General features: G+C 65.9%; 20 protein-coding genes. 14 read left to right on the top strand and 6 right to left on the bottom strand.

Annotation, left to right across the window (positions count from 1 at the left end; all coding sequences use genetic code 11):
• Positions 1-13 precede the first annotated feature (13 nt).
• The 3 genes from CCA01S_RS08150 to CCA01S_RS08140 form a co-directional block, all read right to left on the bottom strand.
• The gene (locus CCA01S_RS08150; RefSeq protein ID WP_066456737.1) at positions 14-703 is read right to left on the bottom strand and encodes an amino acid ABC transporter permease; all 690 of its coding nucleotides are present in this window, start codon (positions 701-703) and stop codon (positions 14-16) included.
• Between the two features lie 11 nt (positions 704-714).
• A complete protein-coding gene (locus tag CCA01S_RS08145; protein ID WP_066456736.1) occupies positions 715-1,455 on the bottom strand; it encodes an amino acid ABC transporter permease in 741 nt (246 codons plus the stop codon).
• Between the two features lie 111 nt (positions 1,456-1,566).
• Complete coding sequence (locus CCA01S_RS08140) at positions 1,567-2,472, bottom strand: amino acid ABC transporter substrate-binding protein (RefSeq protein ID WP_066456734.1); 906 nt, start codon at positions 2,470-2,472, stop codon at positions 1,567-1,569.
• 295 nt (positions 2,473-2,767) lie between these two features.
• Between CCA01S_RS08140 and CCA01S_RS08135 the strand changes: the two genes are divergently transcribed.
• Positions 2,768-3,640, top strand: coding sequence for a LysR family transcriptional regulator (locus tag CCA01S_RS08135; RefSeq protein ID WP_066456726.1), 873 nt, complete (start codon positions 2,768-2,770; stop codon positions 3,638-3,640).
• Between the two features lie 139 nt (positions 3,641-3,779).
• Positions 3,780-5,030 carry a D-amino acid dehydrogenase gene (locus CCA01S_RS08130; RefSeq protein ID WP_066456724.1) on the top strand — a complete coding sequence of 417 codons (1,251 nt, stop codon included), beginning with the start codon at positions 3,780-3,782 and terminating at the stop codon, positions 5,028-5,030.
• 46 nt (positions 5,031-5,076) lie between these two features.
• On the opposite strand, the gene CCA01S_RS08125 is transcribed toward CCA01S_RS08130, so the two are convergent.
• Positions 5,077-5,976, bottom strand: a complete 900-nt coding sequence (locus CCA01S_RS08125; RefSeq protein ID WP_066456720.1) for an amino acid ABC transporter substrate-binding protein — start codon at positions 5,974-5,976, stop codon at positions 5,077-5,079.
• 86 nt (positions 5,977-6,062) lie between these two features.
• Between CCA01S_RS08125 and CCA01S_RS08120 the strand changes: the two genes are divergently transcribed.
• Positions 6,063-6,611: a YqaA family protein gene (locus CCA01S_RS08120; protein WP_066456718.1), complete on the top strand. Its 549-nt coding sequence runs from the start codon at positions 6,063-6,065 to the stop codon at positions 6,609-6,611.
• 327 nt (positions 6,612-6,938) lie between these two features.
• Positions 6,939-10,871 carry a DUF3683 domain-containing protein gene (locus CCA01S_RS08115; RefSeq protein ID WP_066456716.1) on the top strand — a complete coding sequence of 1,311 codons (3,933 nt, stop codon included), beginning with the start codon at positions 6,939-6,941 and terminating at the stop codon, positions 10,869-10,871.
• Between the two features lie 86 nt (positions 10,872-10,957).
• On the opposite strand, the gene CCA01S_RS08110 is transcribed toward CCA01S_RS08115, so the two are convergent.
• Positions 10,958-11,512, bottom strand: coding sequence for an adenine phosphoribosyltransferase (locus CCA01S_RS08110; RefSeq protein WP_066456713.1), 555 nt, complete (start codon positions 11,510-11,512; stop codon positions 10,958-10,960).
• A 122-nt stretch (positions 11,513-11,634) separates the two neighbouring features.
• Between CCA01S_RS08110 and CCA01S_RS08105 the strand changes: the two genes are divergently transcribed.
• The 10 genes from CCA01S_RS08105 to CCA01S_RS08060 all read left to right on the top strand — a co-directional run bounded on the left by CCA01S_RS08105 (position 11,635) and on the right by CCA01S_RS08060 (position 19,114).
• Positions 11,635-12,621: a KpsF/GutQ family sugar-phosphate isomerase gene (locus CCA01S_RS08105; protein ID WP_066456712.1), complete on the top strand. Its 987-nt coding sequence runs from the start codon at positions 11,635-11,637 to the stop codon at positions 12,619-12,621.
• Positions 12,621-13,223 carry a KdsC family phosphatase gene (locus CCA01S_RS08100; protein ID WP_066456709.1) on the top strand — a complete coding sequence of 201 codons (603 nt, stop codon included), beginning with the start codon at positions 12,621-12,623 and terminating at the stop codon, positions 13,221-13,223. Before CCA01S_RS08105 ends, CCA01S_RS08100 begins: the two co-directional genes overlap by 1 nt.
• Positions 13,220-13,837 (top strand): LPS export ABC transporter periplasmic protein LptC, encoded by a 618-nt coding sequence (gene lptC / locus CCA01S_RS08095; RefSeq protein ID WP_066456707.1) that lies wholly within the window; start codon positions 13,220-13,222, stop codon positions 13,835-13,837. Before CCA01S_RS08100 ends, lptC begins: the two co-directional genes overlap by 4 nt.
• Positions 13,834-14,436 (top strand): lipopolysaccharide transport periplasmic protein LptA, encoded by a 603-nt coding sequence (gene lptA / locus CCA01S_RS08090; protein ID WP_066456705.1) that lies wholly within the window; start codon positions 13,834-13,836, stop codon positions 14,434-14,436. Before lptC ends, lptA begins: the two co-directional genes overlap by 4 nt.
• Before the next feature lie 10 nt (positions 14,437-14,446).
• Positions 14,447-15,229 carry an LPS export ABC transporter ATP-binding protein gene (gene lptB / locus CCA01S_RS08085; protein ID WP_066456703.1) on the top strand — a complete coding sequence of 261 codons (783 nt, stop codon included), beginning with the start codon at positions 14,447-14,449 and terminating at the stop codon, positions 15,227-15,229.
• A gap of 165 nt (positions 15,230-15,394) precedes the next feature.
• On the top strand, positions 15,395-15,721 hold the full coding sequence (gene hpf / locus CCA01S_RS08080) for a ribosome hibernation-promoting factor, HPF/YfiA family (RefSeq protein WP_066456700.1): 327 nt from the start codon (positions 15,395-15,397) through the stop codon (positions 15,719-15,721).
• Between the two features lie 100 nt (positions 15,722-15,821).
• The gene (locus CCA01S_RS08075) at positions 15,822-16,322 is read left to right on the top strand and encodes a PTS sugar transporter subunit IIA (protein WP_066456830.1); all 501 of its coding nucleotides are present in this window, start codon (positions 15,822-15,824) and stop codon (positions 16,320-16,322) included.
• The gene (gene hprK / locus CCA01S_RS08070) at positions 16,291-17,226 is read left to right on the top strand and encodes an HPr(Ser) kinase/phosphatase (RefSeq protein WP_066456698.1); all 936 of its coding nucleotides are present in this window, start codon (positions 16,291-16,293) and stop codon (positions 17,224-17,226) included. The genes CCA01S_RS08075 and hprK overlap by 32 nt, the downstream gene beginning before the upstream one ends.
• Positions 17,226-18,095, top strand: a complete 870-nt coding sequence (rapZ, locus tag CCA01S_RS08065) for an RNase adapter RapZ (RefSeq protein ID WP_066456694.1) — start codon at positions 17,226-17,228, stop codon at positions 18,093-18,095. The genes hprK and rapZ overlap by 1 nt, the downstream gene beginning before the upstream one ends.
• Positions 18,092-19,114, top strand: a complete 1,023-nt coding sequence (locus tag CCA01S_RS08060; RefSeq protein ID WP_084386605.1) for a septal ring lytic transglycosylase RlpA family protein — start codon at positions 18,092-18,094, stop codon at positions 19,112-19,114. The genes rapZ and CCA01S_RS08060 overlap by 4 nt, the downstream gene beginning before the upstream one ends.
• Here the strand turns inward: CCA01S_RS08060 and rsmI are convergent.
• Complete coding sequence (rsmI, locus tag CCA01S_RS08055; protein ID WP_066456690.1) at positions 19,102-20,037, bottom strand: 16S rRNA (cytidine(1402)-2'-O)-methyltransferase; 936 nt, start codon at positions 20,035-20,037, stop codon at positions 19,102-19,104. The genes CCA01S_RS08060 and rsmI overlap by 13 nt on opposite strands.
• Positions 20,038-20,055 lie beyond the last annotated feature (18 nt).

The following is a 20,055-nucleotide window of genomic DNA, read 5'->3' as shown; positions in this document are numbered from 1 at the left end:
GTGACTCCTGGCCTTAGCGAACGATGGCCATACGGCGCTCAAGCCGCTTGACTGCGCGGGAAGCCGCGTAAGAAATGACGAAATAGACAACGGCGGCAAAGACGAACATCTCGACCATGCGGCCATCGCGTTGGGCGATGTTGTTGGCGGCCCCGAGGAAATCGGTGAGCGACAGGACGTACACCAGCGACGTATCCTGAAACAGCACGATCATCTGCGTGAGCAGCACCGGCATCATGTTGCGGAAGGCCTGCGGCAAGACGATTTGCCCCATCACCTGCCAGTAGTTGAGACCCAGGGCATAGCCCGCCCCCACCTGCCCGAAAGGCACCGACTGGATGCCGGCGCGCATGATCTCGCAAAAGTACGCCGCCTCGAAGAGCACGAAGGTGATGAGCGCCGACGTGAAGCCGCCCACGGCGATGGGCCGACCGGCCCCCGTGACCCAGCCGATGACGTAGGGCACCAGGAAATAGAACCAGAAGATGATGAGGATGAGGGGCAGCGCCCGCATCAGGTTGACGTAGAACCCCGACACCCCCGACATCACCTTGCTGGAGGACAGGCGCATCATGGCCATGAGCGTGCCCAGGATGATGGCCCCGACCGTGGCCAGCACCGTAAGCTTGATGGTGAAGACCAGGCCCGTGCCCAGGACGTAGGGCAAGGTGCGCCAAATGACGTCAAAATCGAATCCGTGCATGGTTTGCCTCCTTAGCGCTTAGTACCGGCAAACCCGGGCACACTGAGCCATTTTTCCACCAGCCGCATCAGCACGACCACCACCAGGTTGATGATGAGGTACAGGATGGTGGCCGCGGTGAAGCTCTCGAAAATCTGGAACGAGAATTCTTGCATCGAGCGCGCGGCGCCCGTGATTTCGAGCAGGCCGATGGTGAAGGCAATGGATGAGTTCTTGATGAGGTTGAGGGCCTCGGAGGTGAGCGGCGGCATGATGATGCGCACCGTCATGGGCAGAAGCAGGTAGCGGTACACCTGTACCCGTGTCAGCCCCAGCGCCGTGCCCGCCATGCTTTGACCACGCGGCATGGCGCTGATGCCCGCGCGAAACTGTTCGGCGATCCGCGACGAGGTGAACAGGCCCAGGCACACCGTGGCCGTCCAGAACGTGCTCCAGACAGGATCGGCCTGCTTGATGAAGTCGCCCAGGCTTTGCGGCACCACCTCGGGAAAGACGAAATACCACAAGAACATCTGCACCAGCAGCGGCACGTTGCGGAACAGTTCGACATAAGCGGTGCACACCCGCTCGACCCAGCGGATGCCGCTGGTGCGCAAGACGCCGACCACGACCCCGACGACCAGGGCGATGACCCAGGCCAGGATGGAGACCGAAATAGTCCAATACATCCCCCGGATGAGGGTATCCAGGTAGGTTCCGGTGCCATCAGGGGCTTCCGCCCAGAAAATCAGCCAGTTCCAGTGGTAATTCATAAAAATATCCTCTGCGGCACCCGCGCGTGGGCCAGTGCCGATGATGCAAACGGCACCTCCGGACGATCAAGCCTGGAGGTGCCGCCACCTATTGACGTGGATTCCTGAGACTTACAGCTTGTAGTCGGCAGGATTGGGCGAGTCGGTGGGATGCTCGATGACTTTCTTGAGTTCGGGCGTCATCGGCCAGTTGAGGTTGACGTTCTTCGGCGGGATGGGCGAAGTGAACCACTTGGCGTAGAGCTTGTCCACCTGGCCGTCTTTCATCATGGCCTTGACGGCGTTATCCACTGCCGTCTTGAACTTGACGTCGCCCTTGGGTTCGATCATGCCGTAGGGTTCGATCGTGTAGGCTTTTTCGCTGATCATCCATTCGCCCGGATTCTGCGAGTTGGCCACCAGGCCCGCCAGCAGGATGTCATCCATGAAGAAGGCCGTTGCACGACCGCTGGCCACCGTGAGGAAGGCTTCGGAGTGATCCTTGGCCGGGATGATGCGCATGCCCAGCTTTTGGTCGGCATTGATCTGCGTGAGCCACTTGAGGTTGCTGGTGCCTGAAGTGGACACCACGGTCTTGCCCTTGAAATCGGCCAGATCGTTGAGCTTGGCGCTCTTGAGCGCGGTGAAGCGGGTGGCCGTCACGAAGGTGGTGGGCGCGAAGCTGACCTGCACCTGGCGCTGTTCGTTGTTGGTGGCCGAGCCGCAGGCCAGGTCAACCGTGCCGTTGGCGACCAGCGGGATACGCGTGGAGGAGGTGACGGACACCAGCTTGATCTTCAGGTTGGGCAGGTTGAGGTCTTTTTTCAGCGCATCCGCAATGCCATAGCAGATGTCCATGGAATAGCCGACCGGCTTCTGGTTGTCGTCCAGGTACGAGAACGGAATGGATGAATCGCGATAGCCCAGCGTGAGTTCGCCCGTGGACTTGATCTTGTCCAGGCGGCTGGTTTCAGCCTGCGCGGACGTCATGCCCGCAACGGAGACGGCAGCTGCCAGAATGATTGGCAAGAATTTCATGGTTCCTCCTGTGAAATAGGCCTGTTTTTTCTATGTCAGTGGTTCGTCACTTGAACAGGCACCCGCATGGGGGTTACGCGAGCGACCGACAGTTTAATCACTTTGTTGTATTTGATACCACGCCAACCTGGGAGATGCGTGATTTGCACGCTCATTATTCTGCCAGAACCGCCCCTGCCGCAAATAGCAATTACACGGGCTCCCATAACAAGAAGCTATGCTCTATACTGCTGGGCTTTCAAGCCGCACGGTAGCCTGGCTGCCACCTGCGGGCATTTCTTCTTTGGCACATTCCATGCGGCTACGGCATATCGAAATTTTCGAGGCCATTCGCCAGGCAGGCTCGCTGACTCAGGCTGCCGCCCTGTTGAACATCTCGCAGCCTGCGGCCAGCAAAATCCTGGCGCACGCAGAAGCCCAACTGGGTTTCAAGCTCTTTGAGCGCGTCAAGGGGCGCCTGATCCCCACTCGTGAAGCGGAAATCCTCACCCCCCAGATCATCCAGCTGGGCCAGGATCTCGCCCACGTGCGGCGCCTGGCCGCCAACCTGCGTCAAGGGCGGCAGGGCCACCTGCGCATCGGCTGTGCCCCGGCAATCGGCCTGGGCCTGCTGCCCATGGCGATCCGTCGTTTTCACCCGGGGTCGCAAGCCTCGTTCAAGATCAGCACCCTGCACAGCCCGGGCCTGGTCGCCGGTTTACACGCCCAGGAACTCGACTTGATCGTCACCTTCGACGGCCAGGATCACCCCGGCCTGCGGCGCATCCCTGTCGGCGCGACCGAACTGGCTTACCTGAGCCGCACCCCCACGCCCAGCCCCGTTGCCCTCAAGACGCTGGCAGATCGGCCCGTCATCGCCCTGGACACCCGTGACCAGGTAGGCACGGTGATGGATCAGACCCTACGCCAGGCAGGCATCACGCTGGATACCCAGATCATCGTGCAAACACACTATGTGGCCTGTAGTCTGGTGGAAGCCGGCTGCGGCGACGCCATCGTAGATCTGCTGACAGGGCATGCCATGCTCAAGCCGGGCATGGCGCTGTGCCGTCTCGACCCCGCCATCCCGATCCCGATCTACGTCATGGCGCATGCCGCCGACCCCTTGAGCCTGCTGCACCATAAATTCATCGACTGCCTGCGCACTGCCTGCCAGCAACTGGCCTAGTGTGCCGTTGGGCCACACAGCCTGACTCCCCATCCCATGCCTTTTGGTTATGGGAGATACGTCGATTGGCATTTGTCGCCCTGGATGATGCCAGAGACAATATCCCCCGTTCTTAACAGATATTCATGAGCACGCAACAATGCACGCATGTGTGATCGGTGCCGGGGTGATTGGCGTCACCACGGCCTGGCAGCTGGCCCGGCAAGGCTGGCAGGTAACCTTGGTGGACGCGGCGGCCGAGCCGGCCAGCGGCGCCAGCCACGCCAACGGCGGACAGCTCAGCTACAGCTACGTCGCCCCCCTGGCCGAGCCCGGCGTGCTGGGCGACCTGCCCAAGTGGCTGTTGAACCCCAATTCGCCGCTGCGCTTTCGCCCGCGCTGCGATCCCCTGCAGTGGCGCTGGTGCCTGCAGTTCCTGCGGGCCTGCAACGCCCGCACGGCGTCCGCCACCTCCGCGCAACTGCTTTCGCTCGCGTATCTCAGCCGCCAGATGCTACACGACATCCAGCAGACGGCGCCCATCGATTTCGGCCATGCCCGCAACGGCAAGCTGATCGCCTACCGCACCCCCGCGCTGCTGGACAAGGCGCGCGCGCAGGTTGCCCTGCAGGCCAAGCTGGGCTCCAATCAGCAAATCCTGGACGCGGATCAACTGATCGCGCAAGAACCCGCGCTGGCGCCCGCCCGATCCCAGCTGGCGGGCGCCGTCTACACGCCCAGCGAAGAATCGGGCGACTGCGCGCGCTTCACGCAAGGCCTGTTCCAGCAGCTTGCCGCCCAGTCCCGGGTGACGCTGCGCATGCAAACGCCCATCCAGCGGCTGGAACGCCGCAGTGGGCGTATCGACCGCCTGCTGACCACCACGGGCGAGGCCATCGAGGCCGATCAGTTCGTCGTGGCCGCCGGCATGGGCAGCCGCCCGCTGCTGGCGGCGCTGGGCAGCCGCGCGCCCCTGTACCCGCTGAAAGGCTACAGCCTGAGCCTGCCCTGCACGCCCGAGCAGGCGCCCGCGATCAGCGTCACGGACTACGAGCGCAAGACGGTCTACGCCAACCTGGGGGGCACCTTGCGGGTGGCCGCCATGGTCGGCATCGGCGTGGCGGATCAGGGCATCGAGGCCGACCGCATCGCGCTGGTCCGGCGGCAGATGCGCGAACTGCTGCCGCGGGTGGATGCGGACCGGGCCCAGGCCTGGGCCGGCTACCGCCCCGCCACCCCCGATGGCCGACCGCGCATCGGCCGCAGCCGGGCCGCCTCGAATTTGTGGCTGAACATCGGCCATGGGGCCTTGGGCTTCACCCTGGCCTGCGGCAGCAGCGCCCTGCTGGGCAGCCTGATGGCGGGCGAAACGCCGGCCATCGACGCCCAGCCCTTCCAGCCGGCGTGCTGAGGCCGCCAGAGGCGAGCCCCGACAATCTCGACGGCAACCGCAAGGGCTACTGATACGCCTTGGGGTCGGCCGAATCGGTCGGGGACGCCAGCACGCGTTCGAGCACGGCCGACATCGGCCAGCCGAGCACCACGCCGCCGGGCGGGATGGGTTCGAGAAACCAGCGCCGATAGAGTTTTTTCAGGCGGCCATCACGCATCATGCCCACCAGGGCGGCGCGCACCACCCGCTGAAACTCGGGCTCGAACTTGGGCATCATGATGCCGTAGGGCTCGACCGTGAAAGCCTGCGGGCTGACGAACCAGCGCGCCGGCTGCGCCGAGCGGGCCACCAGGCCCGCCAGCAGGGAATCATCCATGAAATAGGCCTGGGCCTCGCCCTGTTCGAGGCGCTGCAGGGCGTCCTCGGGATTTTTGGCGAAACCGACGCGCATGCCCAGGTTCTGGCTGGCATTGAGCGTCTGCAGCCAGGCGACGTTGGTGGTGCCCCCGGTGGAGAGCACCCGCTTGCCCCGCAGATCGGCCAGCGTACGCACGCCGCTGCTCTTCAAAGCCAGAAAGCGGGTGTGCGCCACGAAGATGGTGGGGGTGAACGCCACCTGCCGCTCGCGCCAGGCATCGTGCGTATCCGTGCTGCAGAAAAGGTCGGCCTGTCCACCCACGACCAATGCCATCCGCGTGCTGGCACTGCCCGGGATCTCCTGCACGACCAGGCGGGACAGCCCCAGCTCGCGGCCCACTGCGGCGGCGATGGCGCGGCAGATGTCCAGGGCATATCCAATGGGCTGGTCGCCGTCCAGATATGAGAACGGAAAGGACGTCTCCAGATACCCGAGTGTCAGGGTCTGCGTCTTGCGGATGTGCTCCAGCCGCGACTCGGCCCTGGCCGTCGCGGCCAGGCACAGCAGCAAGGTCATGGACAACAGGGCAATGCGGATATGCTTCATGGGTTCTCCAGATCATGCGTCGTCTTGCCCGCGTACTATATCGACCAGCTTCCGCGTACGACAAGACTCAATCCCATCATTAGCCTATGGAAACCTGGCTGCTCTCATCGGTTCATGCCCTTCTGGCGGCGCTCGCCCTGCCCGGCATCGGGCTGCCCGCGATCTTCGTCATCAGCCTGGTGTCGGCCACGCTGCTGCCGCTGGGTTCGGAGCCCGCCGTCTTCGCCTATGTGCAGCTGGCCCCCGCCCTGTTCTGGCCCGCCGTCCTGGTGGCCACGCTGGGCAACACCCTGGGCGGGGCCATCAGCTATGCCATGGGGGCCGGCGCCGAAACGCTCTGGGAACGCTGGCGCCACCCGGCCACCGCCGCCCAGACCGGCGGCGGCCCGCGTCGGCAACCCATTGGGGGGCGCTGGCACGCGCTGACGGAGCGCTGGTTCCGACGCTTCGGGCCGCCCGCGCTGCTGCTGTCATGGCTGCCCGGCGTGGGCGACCCCCTGTGCGCCGTGGCGGGCTGGCTGAAGCTGCCCTTCTGGCCCTGCGTGGCCTATATGGCCGTCGGCAAGCTGCTGCGCTATATCGTCATGACCGCTGCCCTGCTGCACGCGTGGCCGTGGGTCAGCCAGTGGCTGTAAGCGTATCCGTTTCAAAAACTTTGACATCCTTCCCTTCCTGAGGCGAGGGGATTCCTGCCGCGCTCAGTCCGGATGGGCCGACTCACCTCGGCGGATTCCTGATGCTGGTGGCCTTGCCGCACCACTCAATCCACAGGCGAACTGCGCTTGTGTCTGCCGGTTGTCCTTCGACACATACCCACAAATTCGCAGGAAGAACTATCCAAGCACCCGCAAGAAACCATAGGGCGGTGCACTGTGGCCACTATCCGACGAGCAAACGATTTTGCCCTTACACTTGGGGATTGCCCCTAAGCATGATAGGGGTACTGCCAACCGCCATCCACCATGAACGCTCCCGTTGCTCCCGACCTGCTCGAACCCGCCCCTCAGCCGCGCCTGCGCGAAATCCCCTACAACTACACGTCCTGGTCCGACCGGGAAATCGTCTGCCGCCTGCTGGGCGAACCGGCCTGGCAGCTGCTTTCCGAACTACGCACGCAGCGGCGCACGGGCCGCTCGGCGCGCATGCTGTTCGAGGTGCTGGGCGACATCTGGGTGGTGCAGCGCAACCCCTACCTGCAAGATGACCTGCTCGACAACCCCAAGCGACGCCATCAGCTGGTCGAGGCCCTGAACCACCGGCTCACCGAGATCGACCACCGCCGCGACGACGACCACGGCGCGCGCGACGAACAGGTGCAGCAGCTGCTGACCGCCGCGCGGGCCGCCGTGGCCACGTTCGAGAACACCTTCGTCGAAGTGGCCAGACTGCGCACTGAAGCCCTCAAGCAGCTGGCGCGCCACACCCAGCGCGACAACATCCGCTTCGACGGCCTGTCCCGCGTCTCGCACGTCACCGACGCCACCGACTGGCGCGTGGAATACCCCTTCGTCGTGCTCATGCCCGACACCGAAGCCGAAATCGCGGGGCTGGTGCGCGCCTGTATCCAGCTGGGCTTGACGATTGTGCCGCGCGGGGGAGGCACGGGCTACACCGGCGGGGCCATTCCCCTGTCCTGGCGCTCGGCGGTCATCAATACCGAAAAACTGGACGCCATCGGCGCGGTCGAGACCACGGCCCTGCCGGGGGTCGATCACCCCGTCCCCACCATCCTGACGGGCGCGGGCGTGGTCACCCGCCGCATCGCCGAAGCCGCCGAGGCCGCCGGGCGGGTGTTCGCCGTCGATCCCACGTCGGCGGACGCCTCGTGCGCGGGTGGCAACGTCGCCATGAACGCGGGCGGCAAGAAGGCCGTGCTCTGGGGCACGGCGCTGGACAACCTGGCCTGGTGGCGCATGGTCGATCCCGCGGGCAACTGGCTGGAAGTCACGCGGCTGGATCACAACCTGGGCAAAATCCACGAGGCGCACGAAGCCCGCTTCGAACTGGCCTGGTCCGACGGCAGCCAGCCTCCGGGGCGCGCGCCGCTGAAAACCGAAACCCTGACGATCGAAGGTCGGCGCTTTCGCAAGGCGGGCCTGGGCAAGGACGTCACCGACAAATTCCTGGCGGGCCTGCCCGGCGTGCAAAAAGAAGGCTGCGACGGCCTCATCACCGCCGCACGCTGGATTTTGCACCGCATGCCCACGCACACCCGTACCGTCTGCATGGAATTCTTCGGCCAGGCGCGCAACGCCGTGCCCGCCATCGTCGAGGTCAAGCAGTATCTCGACACCGCGGGCAAGGCCAGCGGCGCCCTGCTGGCGGGCCTGGAGCACCTGGACGAGCGCTATCTGCGCGCCGTGGGCTACGCCACCAAAAGCAAGCGCGGCACGCTGCCCAAGATGGTGCTCATCGGCGACATCGTGGGCGACGACGAGCACGCCGTGGCCCTGGCAACCAGCGAAGTGGTGCGTATCGCCAATTCGCGCCACGGCGAAGGCTTCATCGCCGTCAGCCCCGAGGCGCGCAAAAAATTCTGGCTCGACCGCGCCCGTACCGCCGCCATCTCGCGCCACACCAACGCCTTCAAGATCAACGAAGACGTGGTGATTCCGCTGGCCCGCATGGGCGAATACACCGACGCCATCGAGCGCATCAACATCGAACTGTCCACGCGCAACAAGCTGCGCCTCATCGACGCGCTGGAAAGCTATCTGCAGGGCGAGCTGCCCGTGGGCAAGGCCGAAGACCCGGACGACGCGGAACACACCCGCGAGGTGATCCTGTCCACCCGACGCCACGATGCGCTGGACACCCTGGCGCAGGTGCGCAGCCGCTGGAGCTGGCTGCTGCAGCACCTGGACGCGCCGCTGGCCGCGCACCTCGACACCCTGGCATCGCTGGGGCTGGACACGCTGCTGCCCGCCTTGCGCGAACGCCTGGACACGCAGGCCGATGCCCGCATCGTGGACATCATCCAGGATCACACCCTGCGCATTTCCTGGAAAACCGACATCCGGTGCGCCATGGAACGCCATTTCGCCGGGGCCGAATGCGCGGCGATCCTGGCCGGTCTGCAGGCCACCCACGACCGCATCCTGAAAAGCCGCGTCTTCGTCGCGCTGCACATGCACGCGGGCGACGGCAACGTACACACCAACATCCCCGTCAATTCAGACGACTACGCCATGCTGGGCGAGGCCAACGCCGCCGTGGCACGCATCATGGGCATCGCCCGCAGCCTGGACGGCGTGATCTCGGGCGAGCACGGCATCGGCCTGACCAAGTTCGAGTTTCTCGACGCGGCCGAACTGGCCCCTTTCCAGGACTACAAACGGCGCATCGACCCGCACGGGCACTTCAACGCGGGCAAACTGATGCCAGGCGCCAACCTGTCGCGCGCCTGGACACCCAGCTTCAACCTGCTGGGCTACGAGTCGCTCATCATGCAGCGCAGCGAAATCGGCGCGATCTCCAACGCCATCAAGGACTGTCTGCGCTGCGGCAAGTGCAAGCCGGTGTGCGCCACGCACGTGCCGCGCGCCAACCTGCTGTATTCGCCGCGCAACAAGATTCTCGCCACCTCGCTGCTGATCGAGGCGTTTCTGTACGAAGAACAGACCCGACGCGGCGTCAGCCTGCGCCACTGGGAAGCCTTCGAGGACGTCGGCGACCACTGCACGCTATGCCACAAGTGCTACAACCCCTGTCCGGTGGACATCGACTTCGGCAACGTGTCGATGGACATGCGCGCGCTCCTGCGGCGCATGGGCAAGAAGTCGTTCAATCCAGGCACGGCGGCCTCGATGTTCTTTCTCAACGCCAAAGACCCGCGCGTCATCAAGGCCACGCGCACGGCCATGATCGACGTGGGCTACAAGGCGCAGCGCCTGGCCCACGACCTGCTCTCGCCCATCACCAAGCGCCAGGTGGCGCACCCGCCCGCCACGGTGGGCAAGGCGCCGGTGCGCGAGCAGGTGATCCACTTCGTCAACAAAAAGATGCCTGGCGGCCTGCCCAAGCAGACGGCACGCAAGCTGCTGGACATCGAAGACCCCAATATCGTGCCCATCATCCGCAATCCGGCGGCCACCGCCCCGGACAGCGAGGCGGTGTTCTACTTCCCCGGCTGCGGGTCGGAACGCCTGTTCTCGCAGGTGGGCCTGGCCACGCAAGCCATGCTGTGGCACGTGGGGGTGCAAACGGTGCTGCCGCCCGGCTACCTGTGCTGCGGCTACCCGCAACGCGGCAACGGCCTGGCCGACAAGGCCGAGCAGATGGTGACGGACAACCGGGTGCTGTTCCACCGCATGGCCACGACACTGAACTACCTGGATATCAAGACGGTGGTGGTCAGCTGCGGCACCTGCTACGACCAGCTCGAAAGCTACGAATTCGACAAGATTTTCCCCGGCTGCCGCCTGATCGACATCCACGAATACCTGCTGGAAAAAGGCGTGGACATCGCCGGGGTGCAGGGGGTGCGCTACATCTACCACGACCCCTGCCACACGCCGATGAAGCAGCAAGACCCGATGAAGACGGTGAAGTCCCTGCTGGGCGAATCCAACGCCATCAAGACCGACCGCTGCTGCGGAGAATCGGGCACGCTGGCGGTGTCGCGGCCGGATATTTCGACGCAAATCCGCTTTCGCAAACAGGAAGAGCTGGTGAAGAACACGGCGCAGATCCGCGCCGATGGTTTCCAGGGCGAGGTCAAGATGGTGACGTCCTGTCCGTCCTGCCTGCAGGGGCTGGCGCGCTACGAGCAGGATACGGGGCTGTCGGCGGACTACATCGTGGTAGAGATGGCCAAGCACCTGCTGGGCGAGAACTGGCTGCCGGATTACGTCAAGGCAGCCAACGCGGGCGGGATCGAGCGGGTGCTGGTGTAAGAGACTGGGTTCTCGCCGTAGGCTGTCTGGGGTTGAACCCCAGACAGCCCGCGGCGATTCAATGCCAGCCAGCGGGAAGCACCAGCTTATTGTTCAGTGCCGGTTTCAAAGGCGCAGACGGTGTAGACGGGCAGGCCGGAGTCGCGCACGGCTTTCGAGCCGCCGAGGTCGGGCAGGTCGATGATGGCGGCGGCTTCGGCCACGTTGGCGCCCAGGCGCTGCAAGAGGCGCGAGGCAGCCATCATGGTGCCGCCGGTGGCGATGAGATCGTCGATGAGCAGCACGCGCTGGCCGGGGCGTACCGAATCCTGGTGCATCTCGACGGCGGCGTTGCCGTATTCGAGCGCATATTGCTCGGACACCGTGCGGTAGGGCAGCTTGCCCTGCTTGCGCACGGGCACGAAACCCAGGTTCAGCTCGTAGGCCAGTACCGAACCGATGATGAAGCCGCGCGCGTCGATGCCCGCGACGAGGTCGAGGCGCTGGCGCATGTAGCGGTAGACGAACAGGTCGATGAGCACCCGAAACGAGCGCGGGTCTTGCAACACGGGGGTGATATCCCGAAACTGCACGCCGGGCTTGGGCCAGTCGGGCACGGTGCGGATCGTGTCCCGAATATACTGGGCCGGATCGGTTTGCATGGCTTCATCCTGAAGAAAGAGTGGGGCGGCAACAGTGTAGCAAGCGGGCTGCCGGATGGATACGCCAGGGCGGCAAACTCAGCGGCGGCGGAAAGGCGGCTCTTTCACAGTAAAATCACGGGATGCACAGCCACCCACAACCCAGCCCTGCCGCGCTGCGCAGCAGCGCGCAGCGTACCTTTGCCATCGAGATCGCAGCCCTGCAAGCCTTGCAGGGGCGGCTCGACGATCACTTCGTGCAGGCGGTCGAACTCATCCTCGGCTGCACGGGGCGCGTCGTGGTCACGGGCATCGGCAAGTCGGGCCACGTCGCGCGCAAGATCGCCGCCACGCTGGCGTCCACCGGCACACCGGCGTTCTTCATGCACGCCGCCGAAGCCATCCACGGCGACCTCGGCATGCTCACGGGCGACGACATCCTGCTGGCCATCTCGTACTCGGGCTCGGCGCAAGAACTCATCACCATCATTTCGGTGGCCAAGCGCATGGGCACGCGCATCATCGCGCTCACCGGCCACACCGATTCCGAACTCGCACACAGCGCCGACCTGTCCCTGGACGCCGCCGTCGATCACGAAGCCTGCCCGCTGAACCTGGCCCCCACGGCCAGCACCACGGCGGCGCTGGTGCTGGGCGACGCCATCGCCGTCGCCTGCCTCGAAGCGCGCGGCTTCAACCGCGACGACTTCGCCCGCTCGCACCCCGGCGGCGCGCTGGGTCGGCGACTGCTCACGTCGGTGGCCGATGTCATGCGCACGGGCAGCGCCCTGCCGCGCGCGCGCCCCGACACCCTCATTCCCGACGCGCTCAGCGAAATGTCCTCCAAGGGCATGGGCATGACCATCGTGCTCGACCACGACCGCCCCATCGGCATTTTCACCGATGGCGACCTGCGTCGCGTGATCGCCCAGTACGGCGACATCCGCACCCTGCCCGTCTCGGCGGGCATGAGCCACCACCCCAAGACGATCGCCGCCGAAGCCCCGGCCATCGAGGCCGCCTCCATCATGGACGCCAACAAGCTCAACCAGATGCTGGTGCTCGACGACAAAGGGCTACTATTGGGGGCTTTGCATATGCACGATCTGCTTGCCGCAAAGGTCATCTGATGAACGATCTGCCTGGTTTTTCCCACCCCGCCGAAGCGCAAATCCTCGCGCGGGTCGCCCCTGAAATACGCGCCCGGGCGCGCGCCGTGCGCCTGATGGTGTTCGACGTGGACGGCATCCTCACCGACGGCAGCCTCACCTACGGCGAACACGGCGAGGCCAGCAAGACCTTCAACGCGCTCGACGGCCACGGCCTGCGGCTGCTGCGCGAACACGGCATCCGCGTGGCCTGGGTCAGCGGGCGCAAGAGCGCCATCACGGCGCGCCGGGCCGCCGAACTGGGCATCTCGCCCGTACTGCAAGGCATCCACGACAAGATCACCACGGTGGAAGACCTGGCGCGCGAGGCCGGGCTGGGGCTCGACGCCGTGGGCTACATGGGCGACGACATCATCGACCTGCCCGTGCTGCAGCGGGCGGGGTTTGCCGCCAGCGTGCCCAACGCCCCGTTCTACGTCAGCCAGACCGCCCACTGGGTCGCCAGCCGCGCGGGCGGGCACGGCGCCGTGCGCGAATGCTGCGACCTCATCCTGGCCGCCCAGGGCCGCCTGGGCGCGTGTTTCACCGCCTCGCTCTCCACCCTGGGCGGCGCCATCCAATGAAAGAGCGGCTGCCGGGCCTGGTCGCCATCCTGTTGCTGATCCTGCTGGTGCTGGGCACCTGGTGGGCATCCGACTTCGCCCTGCGCTCGATCCAGGTCGATCCGCCGCGGCGCCTGACGCACGAACGCGATTCGTGGTCGGGCAAGTTCACCATGGTCAGCACCGACGCCCAGGGGCTTGCCACCAACCGCCTGGAAGGCACGGCGATGGCGCACTTCCCGGACACCGACAGCTACGACATCACCCAGCCGCGGGCCGTGGGACACCAGCCCGACTCGCCCGTGACGGTGGGCACGGCGCTCACGGGCACGCTCGACCAGCACGGCGAGCGCATCGTGCTCAAGGGCGATGCCCACCTGCGGCGCCTGCCCGACGCCGAACACAAGCTGCTGGACGTACGCAGCCAGCAGCTCACCATCGAACCCAACCGCGATCTGGTCTATACCGACCTGCCCGCACTGGTCATCAACGGTAATTCGACGATGCGCGGCCAGGGCATGCGCTACGATAACCGCACGCGCCAGCTCACCGTGAAGGCGGCCAGCGACGTGAAGATTTCTGGCGAAGATCAGGCCAATCGCAACACCGAATCCAAGAAGACCACCCAACCATGAAAACCGCACCCTTCGCTCTGCTGGCAGCCTCGGCCGCCTGCTGCGTCTTACTCTCCGCCCAGGCGGCGGCAGCCGACAAGGCCCCCGCGCCCAAGGCCGCCGAGCCCGACACGGTGATCCTGTCCGACACGCTGCACTACGATGACATCAGCAAGACCAGCACTTTCACCGGCAACGTGCTGCTCACCCGGGGCGCCATGACGCTGCGCGCCGCCAAGCTCGTCACCCACGAAGACGCCCAGGGCAATCAGTTCGGCACGGCCACGGCGGGCAAGGGCCAGGTGGTCACCATCCGCCAGGAAAACCCGGCCAAGTTCGAAACCATCATCGCCACGGGGCAGCAGGCCGACTACGCCGGCCAGTCGGGCGACATCACCCTCACGGGCCAGGCCACGGTCACCCGGCAGATTTGCGGGCAGGCGTTCGACAACGTGCGCGGCGCGCGCATCATCTACCACGAGAAAACCGGCACCTACGAAGCCTTTGGCGGGCAGAACTCCGCGGCGGCGGGTGGGCGCGTGCGCTCGCTGGCCCAGCCGCAATCCCGCATCGACCAGGCCATTGCCCAGTGCAAGGCCGGCAAATCTCCTTCCCGATAGCCCACCGTCCATGTCCGACATCTCTGCATCTCAAGCGGAAGCGCCCCGCACCGCGGGCTGCCTGCAAGCCATCGGCCTGGGCAAAAGTTTCGGCCGCCGCGCGGTCGTCCAGGACGTCTCGCTGTCGGTGGACAGCGGCGAAGTCGTCGGCCTGCTGGGCCCCAACGGCGCGGGCAAGACCACCAGCTTCTACATGATCGTAGGCCTGATTCCCGCCGATACGGGCCGCATCGCCATCGACCACCACGACGTCACCAGCGTACCCATGCACCGGCGCGCGCGCCTGGGGCTTTCCTACCTGCCGCAGGACGCCTCCGTCTTTCGTCGCCTGACGGTCGAGCAGAACATCCGCGCGGTGCTCGAACTGCAGCGCGACGCGCAAGGCCACGGCCTGTCGGCGCACGCCATCGAAGAGCGGCTGGAATCCCTCATTGACGAACTGCAGATCGAGCACATCCGCCGCAACATGGCGCTGTCGCTGTCGGGCGGCGAACGCCGCCGCGTGGAAATCGCGCGCGCCCTGGCCACGCACCCGCGCTTCATTTTGCTCGACGAGCCCTTCGCCGGGGTCGACCCCATCGCGGTGATCGAAATCCAGCGCATCGTGCAATTCTTGAAAGGGCGCAACATCGGCGTGCTGATCACCGACCACAACGTGCGCGAAACCCTGGGCATCTGCGACCGCGCCTACATCATCAGCGAGGGCAAGGTGCTCACCAGCGGCCACCCCAGCGAAATCATCGACAACGAAGCCGTGCGCCAGGTGTACCTGGGCAAGAACTTCCGTATGTAAGGCGGCCCATCAAAGCCAACCATGATAGCCCGTTTTCACGGGCTTGCAGTGACTACTGCAACCGGTACACTGACCTCATCGTCCACTTCCAAGCAAGGAGCCCCTTCCCCCACATCTCCCGGTTCCACACGGAACCAACCTCGTTTTCCGCAAGGAGTCTGCACTATGAGCCTGACAATCACTGGTCGTCATCTGGAAATCACCCCCGCCATCCGCGAATACGTCCACACCAAGACGGCGCGCGTCCTACGGCACTTCGATCAAGTCATCGACACCCAGGTCATGCTCTCCGTCGCGCCGCTCAAGCACACGGCGGAAATCACCATGCGCCTGCGCGGCAAAGACCTGCACTGCGAAGCCTCGGATGACAACCTGTATGCCGCCATCGATCTGCTGGTCGACAAGGTCGATCGCCAGGTGATCAAATACAAGTCCAAGGCGCAGACTTACGTCCATGAACCGCCCAAGCGTCAGGAAATCCACGCCGAATAAGGCGCCCTGACCCACTGCGCCTTTGGGGCGCACACCCACACATGGCCTCGTCACAACCGTTGCGAGGCCATGATGGTGTCCGGCTCCTATAATGATCACCATGAATCTCAGCTCCCGCATCCTGCCGCCTGACAACATCGTCCTCGACCTGGCCGCAACCAGCAAGAAACGCGCCTTCGAACACGCTGGCCTGCTGTTTGAAAACAACCAGGGCGTGGCGCGCATGTCCGTCTTCCACAGCCTGCTGGCCCGCGAACGTCTGGGCTCCACGGCCCTGGGCCACGACGTCGCCATTCCGCACGGGCGCATGAAAGACCTGCGCGAACCCCACGCGGCCTTCATCCGCCTGGCCAACCCGGTGCGCTTCGACGCCAGCGATGGCCGCACGGCGCGCCTGCTGTTCTTTCTGCTGATGCCCGAAACCGCCACCCAGGCCCACCTCGACCTGCTGGCCGGCATTGCGCGCCTGTTCTCGGACGCCGAGGTGCGCCAGACGCTCGCCCGCTCCAACGACCCGGCGGCCATCCACCAACTGATTCTCCACAGCGCCCGCACCGAGCCGCTCGAACATGCTGACGATACAAGAGCTGATTCGCGATAACGCCGACAAGGTCACCTTCACCTGGCTGGCCGGCCAGGAAGCCGCCAGCCAGCGCCCGGTGCCTGATTCCCGCGAAGCCGCCGCCGACCTGGTGGGCCACCTCAACCTGATCCACCCCAGCCGCATCCAGGTCTTCGGCACCGAAGAGGTCGCCTACTACCAGCGCCTCGACAGCAAACGACGCACCCACCACCTCGAAGAACTCGTGGCGGGCAACGTGCCGGCCATCGTCCTGGCCGGTGGCACGCTGGCGCCCGACGACCTGCGCGCGTTCTGCCAGGCACACGACATCCCGCTCATCGGCACGCCCACCGACGCCGCCCACCTGATCGACCTGCTGCGCGTCTACCTGGGCAAGCGCATGGCGCCCAAGACCACCGTACACGGCGTCTTCATGGACGTGCTCGGGCTGGGGGTGCTCATCACTGGCGAATCCGGCCTGGGCAAGAGCGAACTGGCACTCGAACTCATTTCCCGCGGGCACGGCCTGGTGGCCGACGATGCCGTCGAACTGTCCCGCACGGCGCCCAACTTCGTCGAAGGCCAGTGCCCCTCGCTGCTGCAGAACCTGCTCGAAGTGCGCGGCCTGGGTCTGCTCGACATCCGCACCATCTTTGGCGAAACCTCGGTGCGCCGCAAGATGAAGATCAAGCTCATCGTGCACCTGGTGCGCATGACCCCGGAAAACTTCGAACGCCTGCCGACACAAGACGAATACCAGGACATCCTCGGCATCCCCATCCGCCGGGTGATGCTGCAGGTGGCCGCGGGACGCAACCTGGCGGTGCTCGTCGAGGCCGCCGTGCGCAACACCATCCTCAGCCTGCGCGGCATCGACACCATGGGCGACTTCATCGAGCGCCAGGCGTTGGCCATCATGGAAAGCACCCGAGAGAAGCACTGATGCTCAACATCGTCCTCATCACCGGCATCTCGGGCTCCGGCAAATCGGTTGCCCTGCGCCTGCTCGAAGACACGGGCTACACCTGCGTTGACAACCTGCCGGTGCGCTTCTTGCACGATTTCATCGCCAGCACGCAAGAAACCGGTCTCGAACGCGTGGCTGTCGCCATCGACGTGCGCACCCCTGGTGATCTCGACGAGCTGCCCGGCGTCCTGACCAGCCTGCGGGCCATGGGCATGGCCCTGCACGTCATTTTCCTGGACGCCGACGACCACACGCTGATGCAGCGTTATTCCGAATCGCGCCGACGCCACCCGCTCACTGACCGCCTGCAGCACGAAGGCATCAACGCCTCGCTGCAGGAATGCATCACCCGCGAGCGCGACCTGCTGGCCCCGCTGCGCCACCAAGAGCACGTGATCGACACCTCCGACCTCACGCCGGGGCAATTGCGCAGCTGGGTGCGCGACCTGATCCAGACCGACCGCGCCTCGGTCATCCTCACCTTCGAATCATTTGCCTACAAGCGCGGGGTGCCGCACGACGCCGACCTGGTATTCGACGTGCGCTGCCTGCCCAACCCGCACTACGACCCGCAGCTGCGCCCGCTCACCGGGCGCGACGCCCCCGTGGCGGCCTGGCTGGCGCAATTCGGCAGCGTCGAGGCCATGATCGAGGACATCGCCAGCTTCATCCGCAAGTGGCTGCCGCTCTACATGCAAGATACGCGCAACTACCTCACCGTGGCCATCGGCTGCACGGGCGGGCAGCACCGCTCAGTCTACGTCACCGAGCAGCTCGCCCTGCGCTTTGCCGACCACTCGCCCCTGCTGGTGCGCCACCGCAACCCCCTGCTGCACAAGCCATGACCGCCCTTGCCCGCCCCCTGCCCGCCGCCCCGGCGGTCGCCCGCCTCCCGAGAGCGGCGGCCCGGGGCCAGGCCGCCACACTGAGCCGGGCCGTGATGCTGGGGGTGCTGGGCGTGATCCTGCTCGTCCTGGCTGGCTGCGCCTCGCGCTCGGGCGGTTATTACAAGGACGACGGCCCGGGCGACCGCGTCCCCGCCAACATCGACGCCATCCCCAACGCCGTCCCCAAAATCGAACAGCACGCCGCCGCCAACTTCCGCCCCTACGAAGTCTTCGGCGTGCGCTACGTGCCCATCGGCGAAAATCAGCCCTACCGGCGTGAAGGCGTTGCCTCGTGGTACGGCCGCAAATTTCACGGCGAAAAAACGGCCAACGGCGAAACCTACGACATGTACGCCATGACGGCGGCCCACCCCACCCTGCCCATCCCCAGTTATGCGCGGGTCACGCGGGTGGGCAGCAACCGCTCGATCATCGTGCGCATCAACGACCGCGGCCCCTTTCATCCCGGGCGCATCATCGATCTCTCTTATGTGGCAGCCGCCAAGCTGCGGCTGATCGGCCCGGGCAGCGGGCGCGTGGTGGTGCAGGCGATCACCAACGCCGACATCCGCGCGGGCCGCTACCAGGACGACAGCCCGCTGCTGGCCTCGGGCACGGACACCACCGAGGCGGCCAGCCCGGCGCCCGTCAGCGCGCCGGTGCAGCCGCGCGCCGTGCAGCCCAGCCTGCCGCCACCGGCGCCCCCGCTCGCCACGCCCATCCACCGCTCGGCCCCGGGGGGCATCTACCTGCAGTTCGGCGCCTTCGCCTCGGCTGAAAACGCCCAGGCGCTGGCCCAGAAGGTAAACGCGCAGATGGATCAAGGCCTGGGGCAGGCGTCGGTCAGCCAGCAGGCCTCGCTGTACAAGGTGCGCATGGGGCCCTACGCCTCGCGCGACGAGGCCAGCCAGACCGCCGCCACGCTGGCGACATCCGCCGGGCTGAACCCCGTGGTGGCCCTGGATCAGGGCTTCTGACGCAAGGCCCAGGCGTACAGCGGGTCGCGCGGCAGGCCAGTCGCCGCCATCCCGATGCGCACGGCGTCGCGCACCGACAGTTCGGCCAGCAACGCCCGCATGAGACGCTCGTGTTCGGGTGCCAGGCCCTCGCCCTCGTCGTCGGACGCCCGCGGCGCGTCGGCGTGCAACACCAGCACAAACTCACCCTGGCTGCGGTGGGCGTCCTGCGCCAGCCAGTCGGCCACCTCGGCCAGGCGGATCGTGGCCACTTCCTCAAAGCGCTTGCTGAGCTCGCGGGCGATGGTCAGCTGCCGATCCGGGCTCGCCAGTTCGGCCAGGTCGGCCAGCGCCGCGCGCAGGCGATGCGGCGTCTCGAACAGCACCACCGGCACGGGCCAGTTCAGCCAACGGGCCAGCCACTTGCGCCGCGCCTGCGTCTTGGACGGCAGGAAACCGGCAAAAGCGAAGCCGGGGTCTTCGTCCGAGGTGGCGCCGCTGGCCATGAGCGCGGCGATCACCGCGCTGGGCCCCGGCAGCGGCACGACCCGAAAACCCGCCGCGCGCACCTGGCGCACGATGCGCGCGCCCGGATCGCTGACGGCGGGCGCCCCGGCGTCCGACACCAGGGCGATACGCTCGCCCTGGGCCAGGCGGGCCACGATGGTTTCGGCCGCCTGTTGTTCATTGTGCCGATGCGCCGCCAGCAGCGGCGTGGCAATGCCCCAGGCATCGAGCAGGGTGCGGCTGGTGCGCGTGTCTTCGGCGGCAATGGCGTCGCAGCGCCGCAGGGCCTCCCAGGCGCGCAGACTGAGATCGGCCAGGTTGCCGATGGGCGTGGCCACCACGTACAGGCAGGCGGCCGGCCATTGTTGTTCGGCCACCTGCTGGATATGACGTTTCCACGTCACCTCGGCATCGCCGACCGGGTTTGTTTCGGTCATACTGAATTCCTTGTTTCT

Origin of the sequence: Castellaniella caeni NBRC 101664, from assembly GCF_001592225.1 — a bacterium.
Classification (GTDB): domain Bacteria; phylum Pseudomonadota; class Gammaproteobacteria; order Burkholderiales; family Burkholderiaceae_B; genus Castellaniella; species Castellaniella caeni.
Note: the sequence above shows the minus strand (reverse complement) of the source record. Positions and strands in the feature narration are given on the sequence as shown.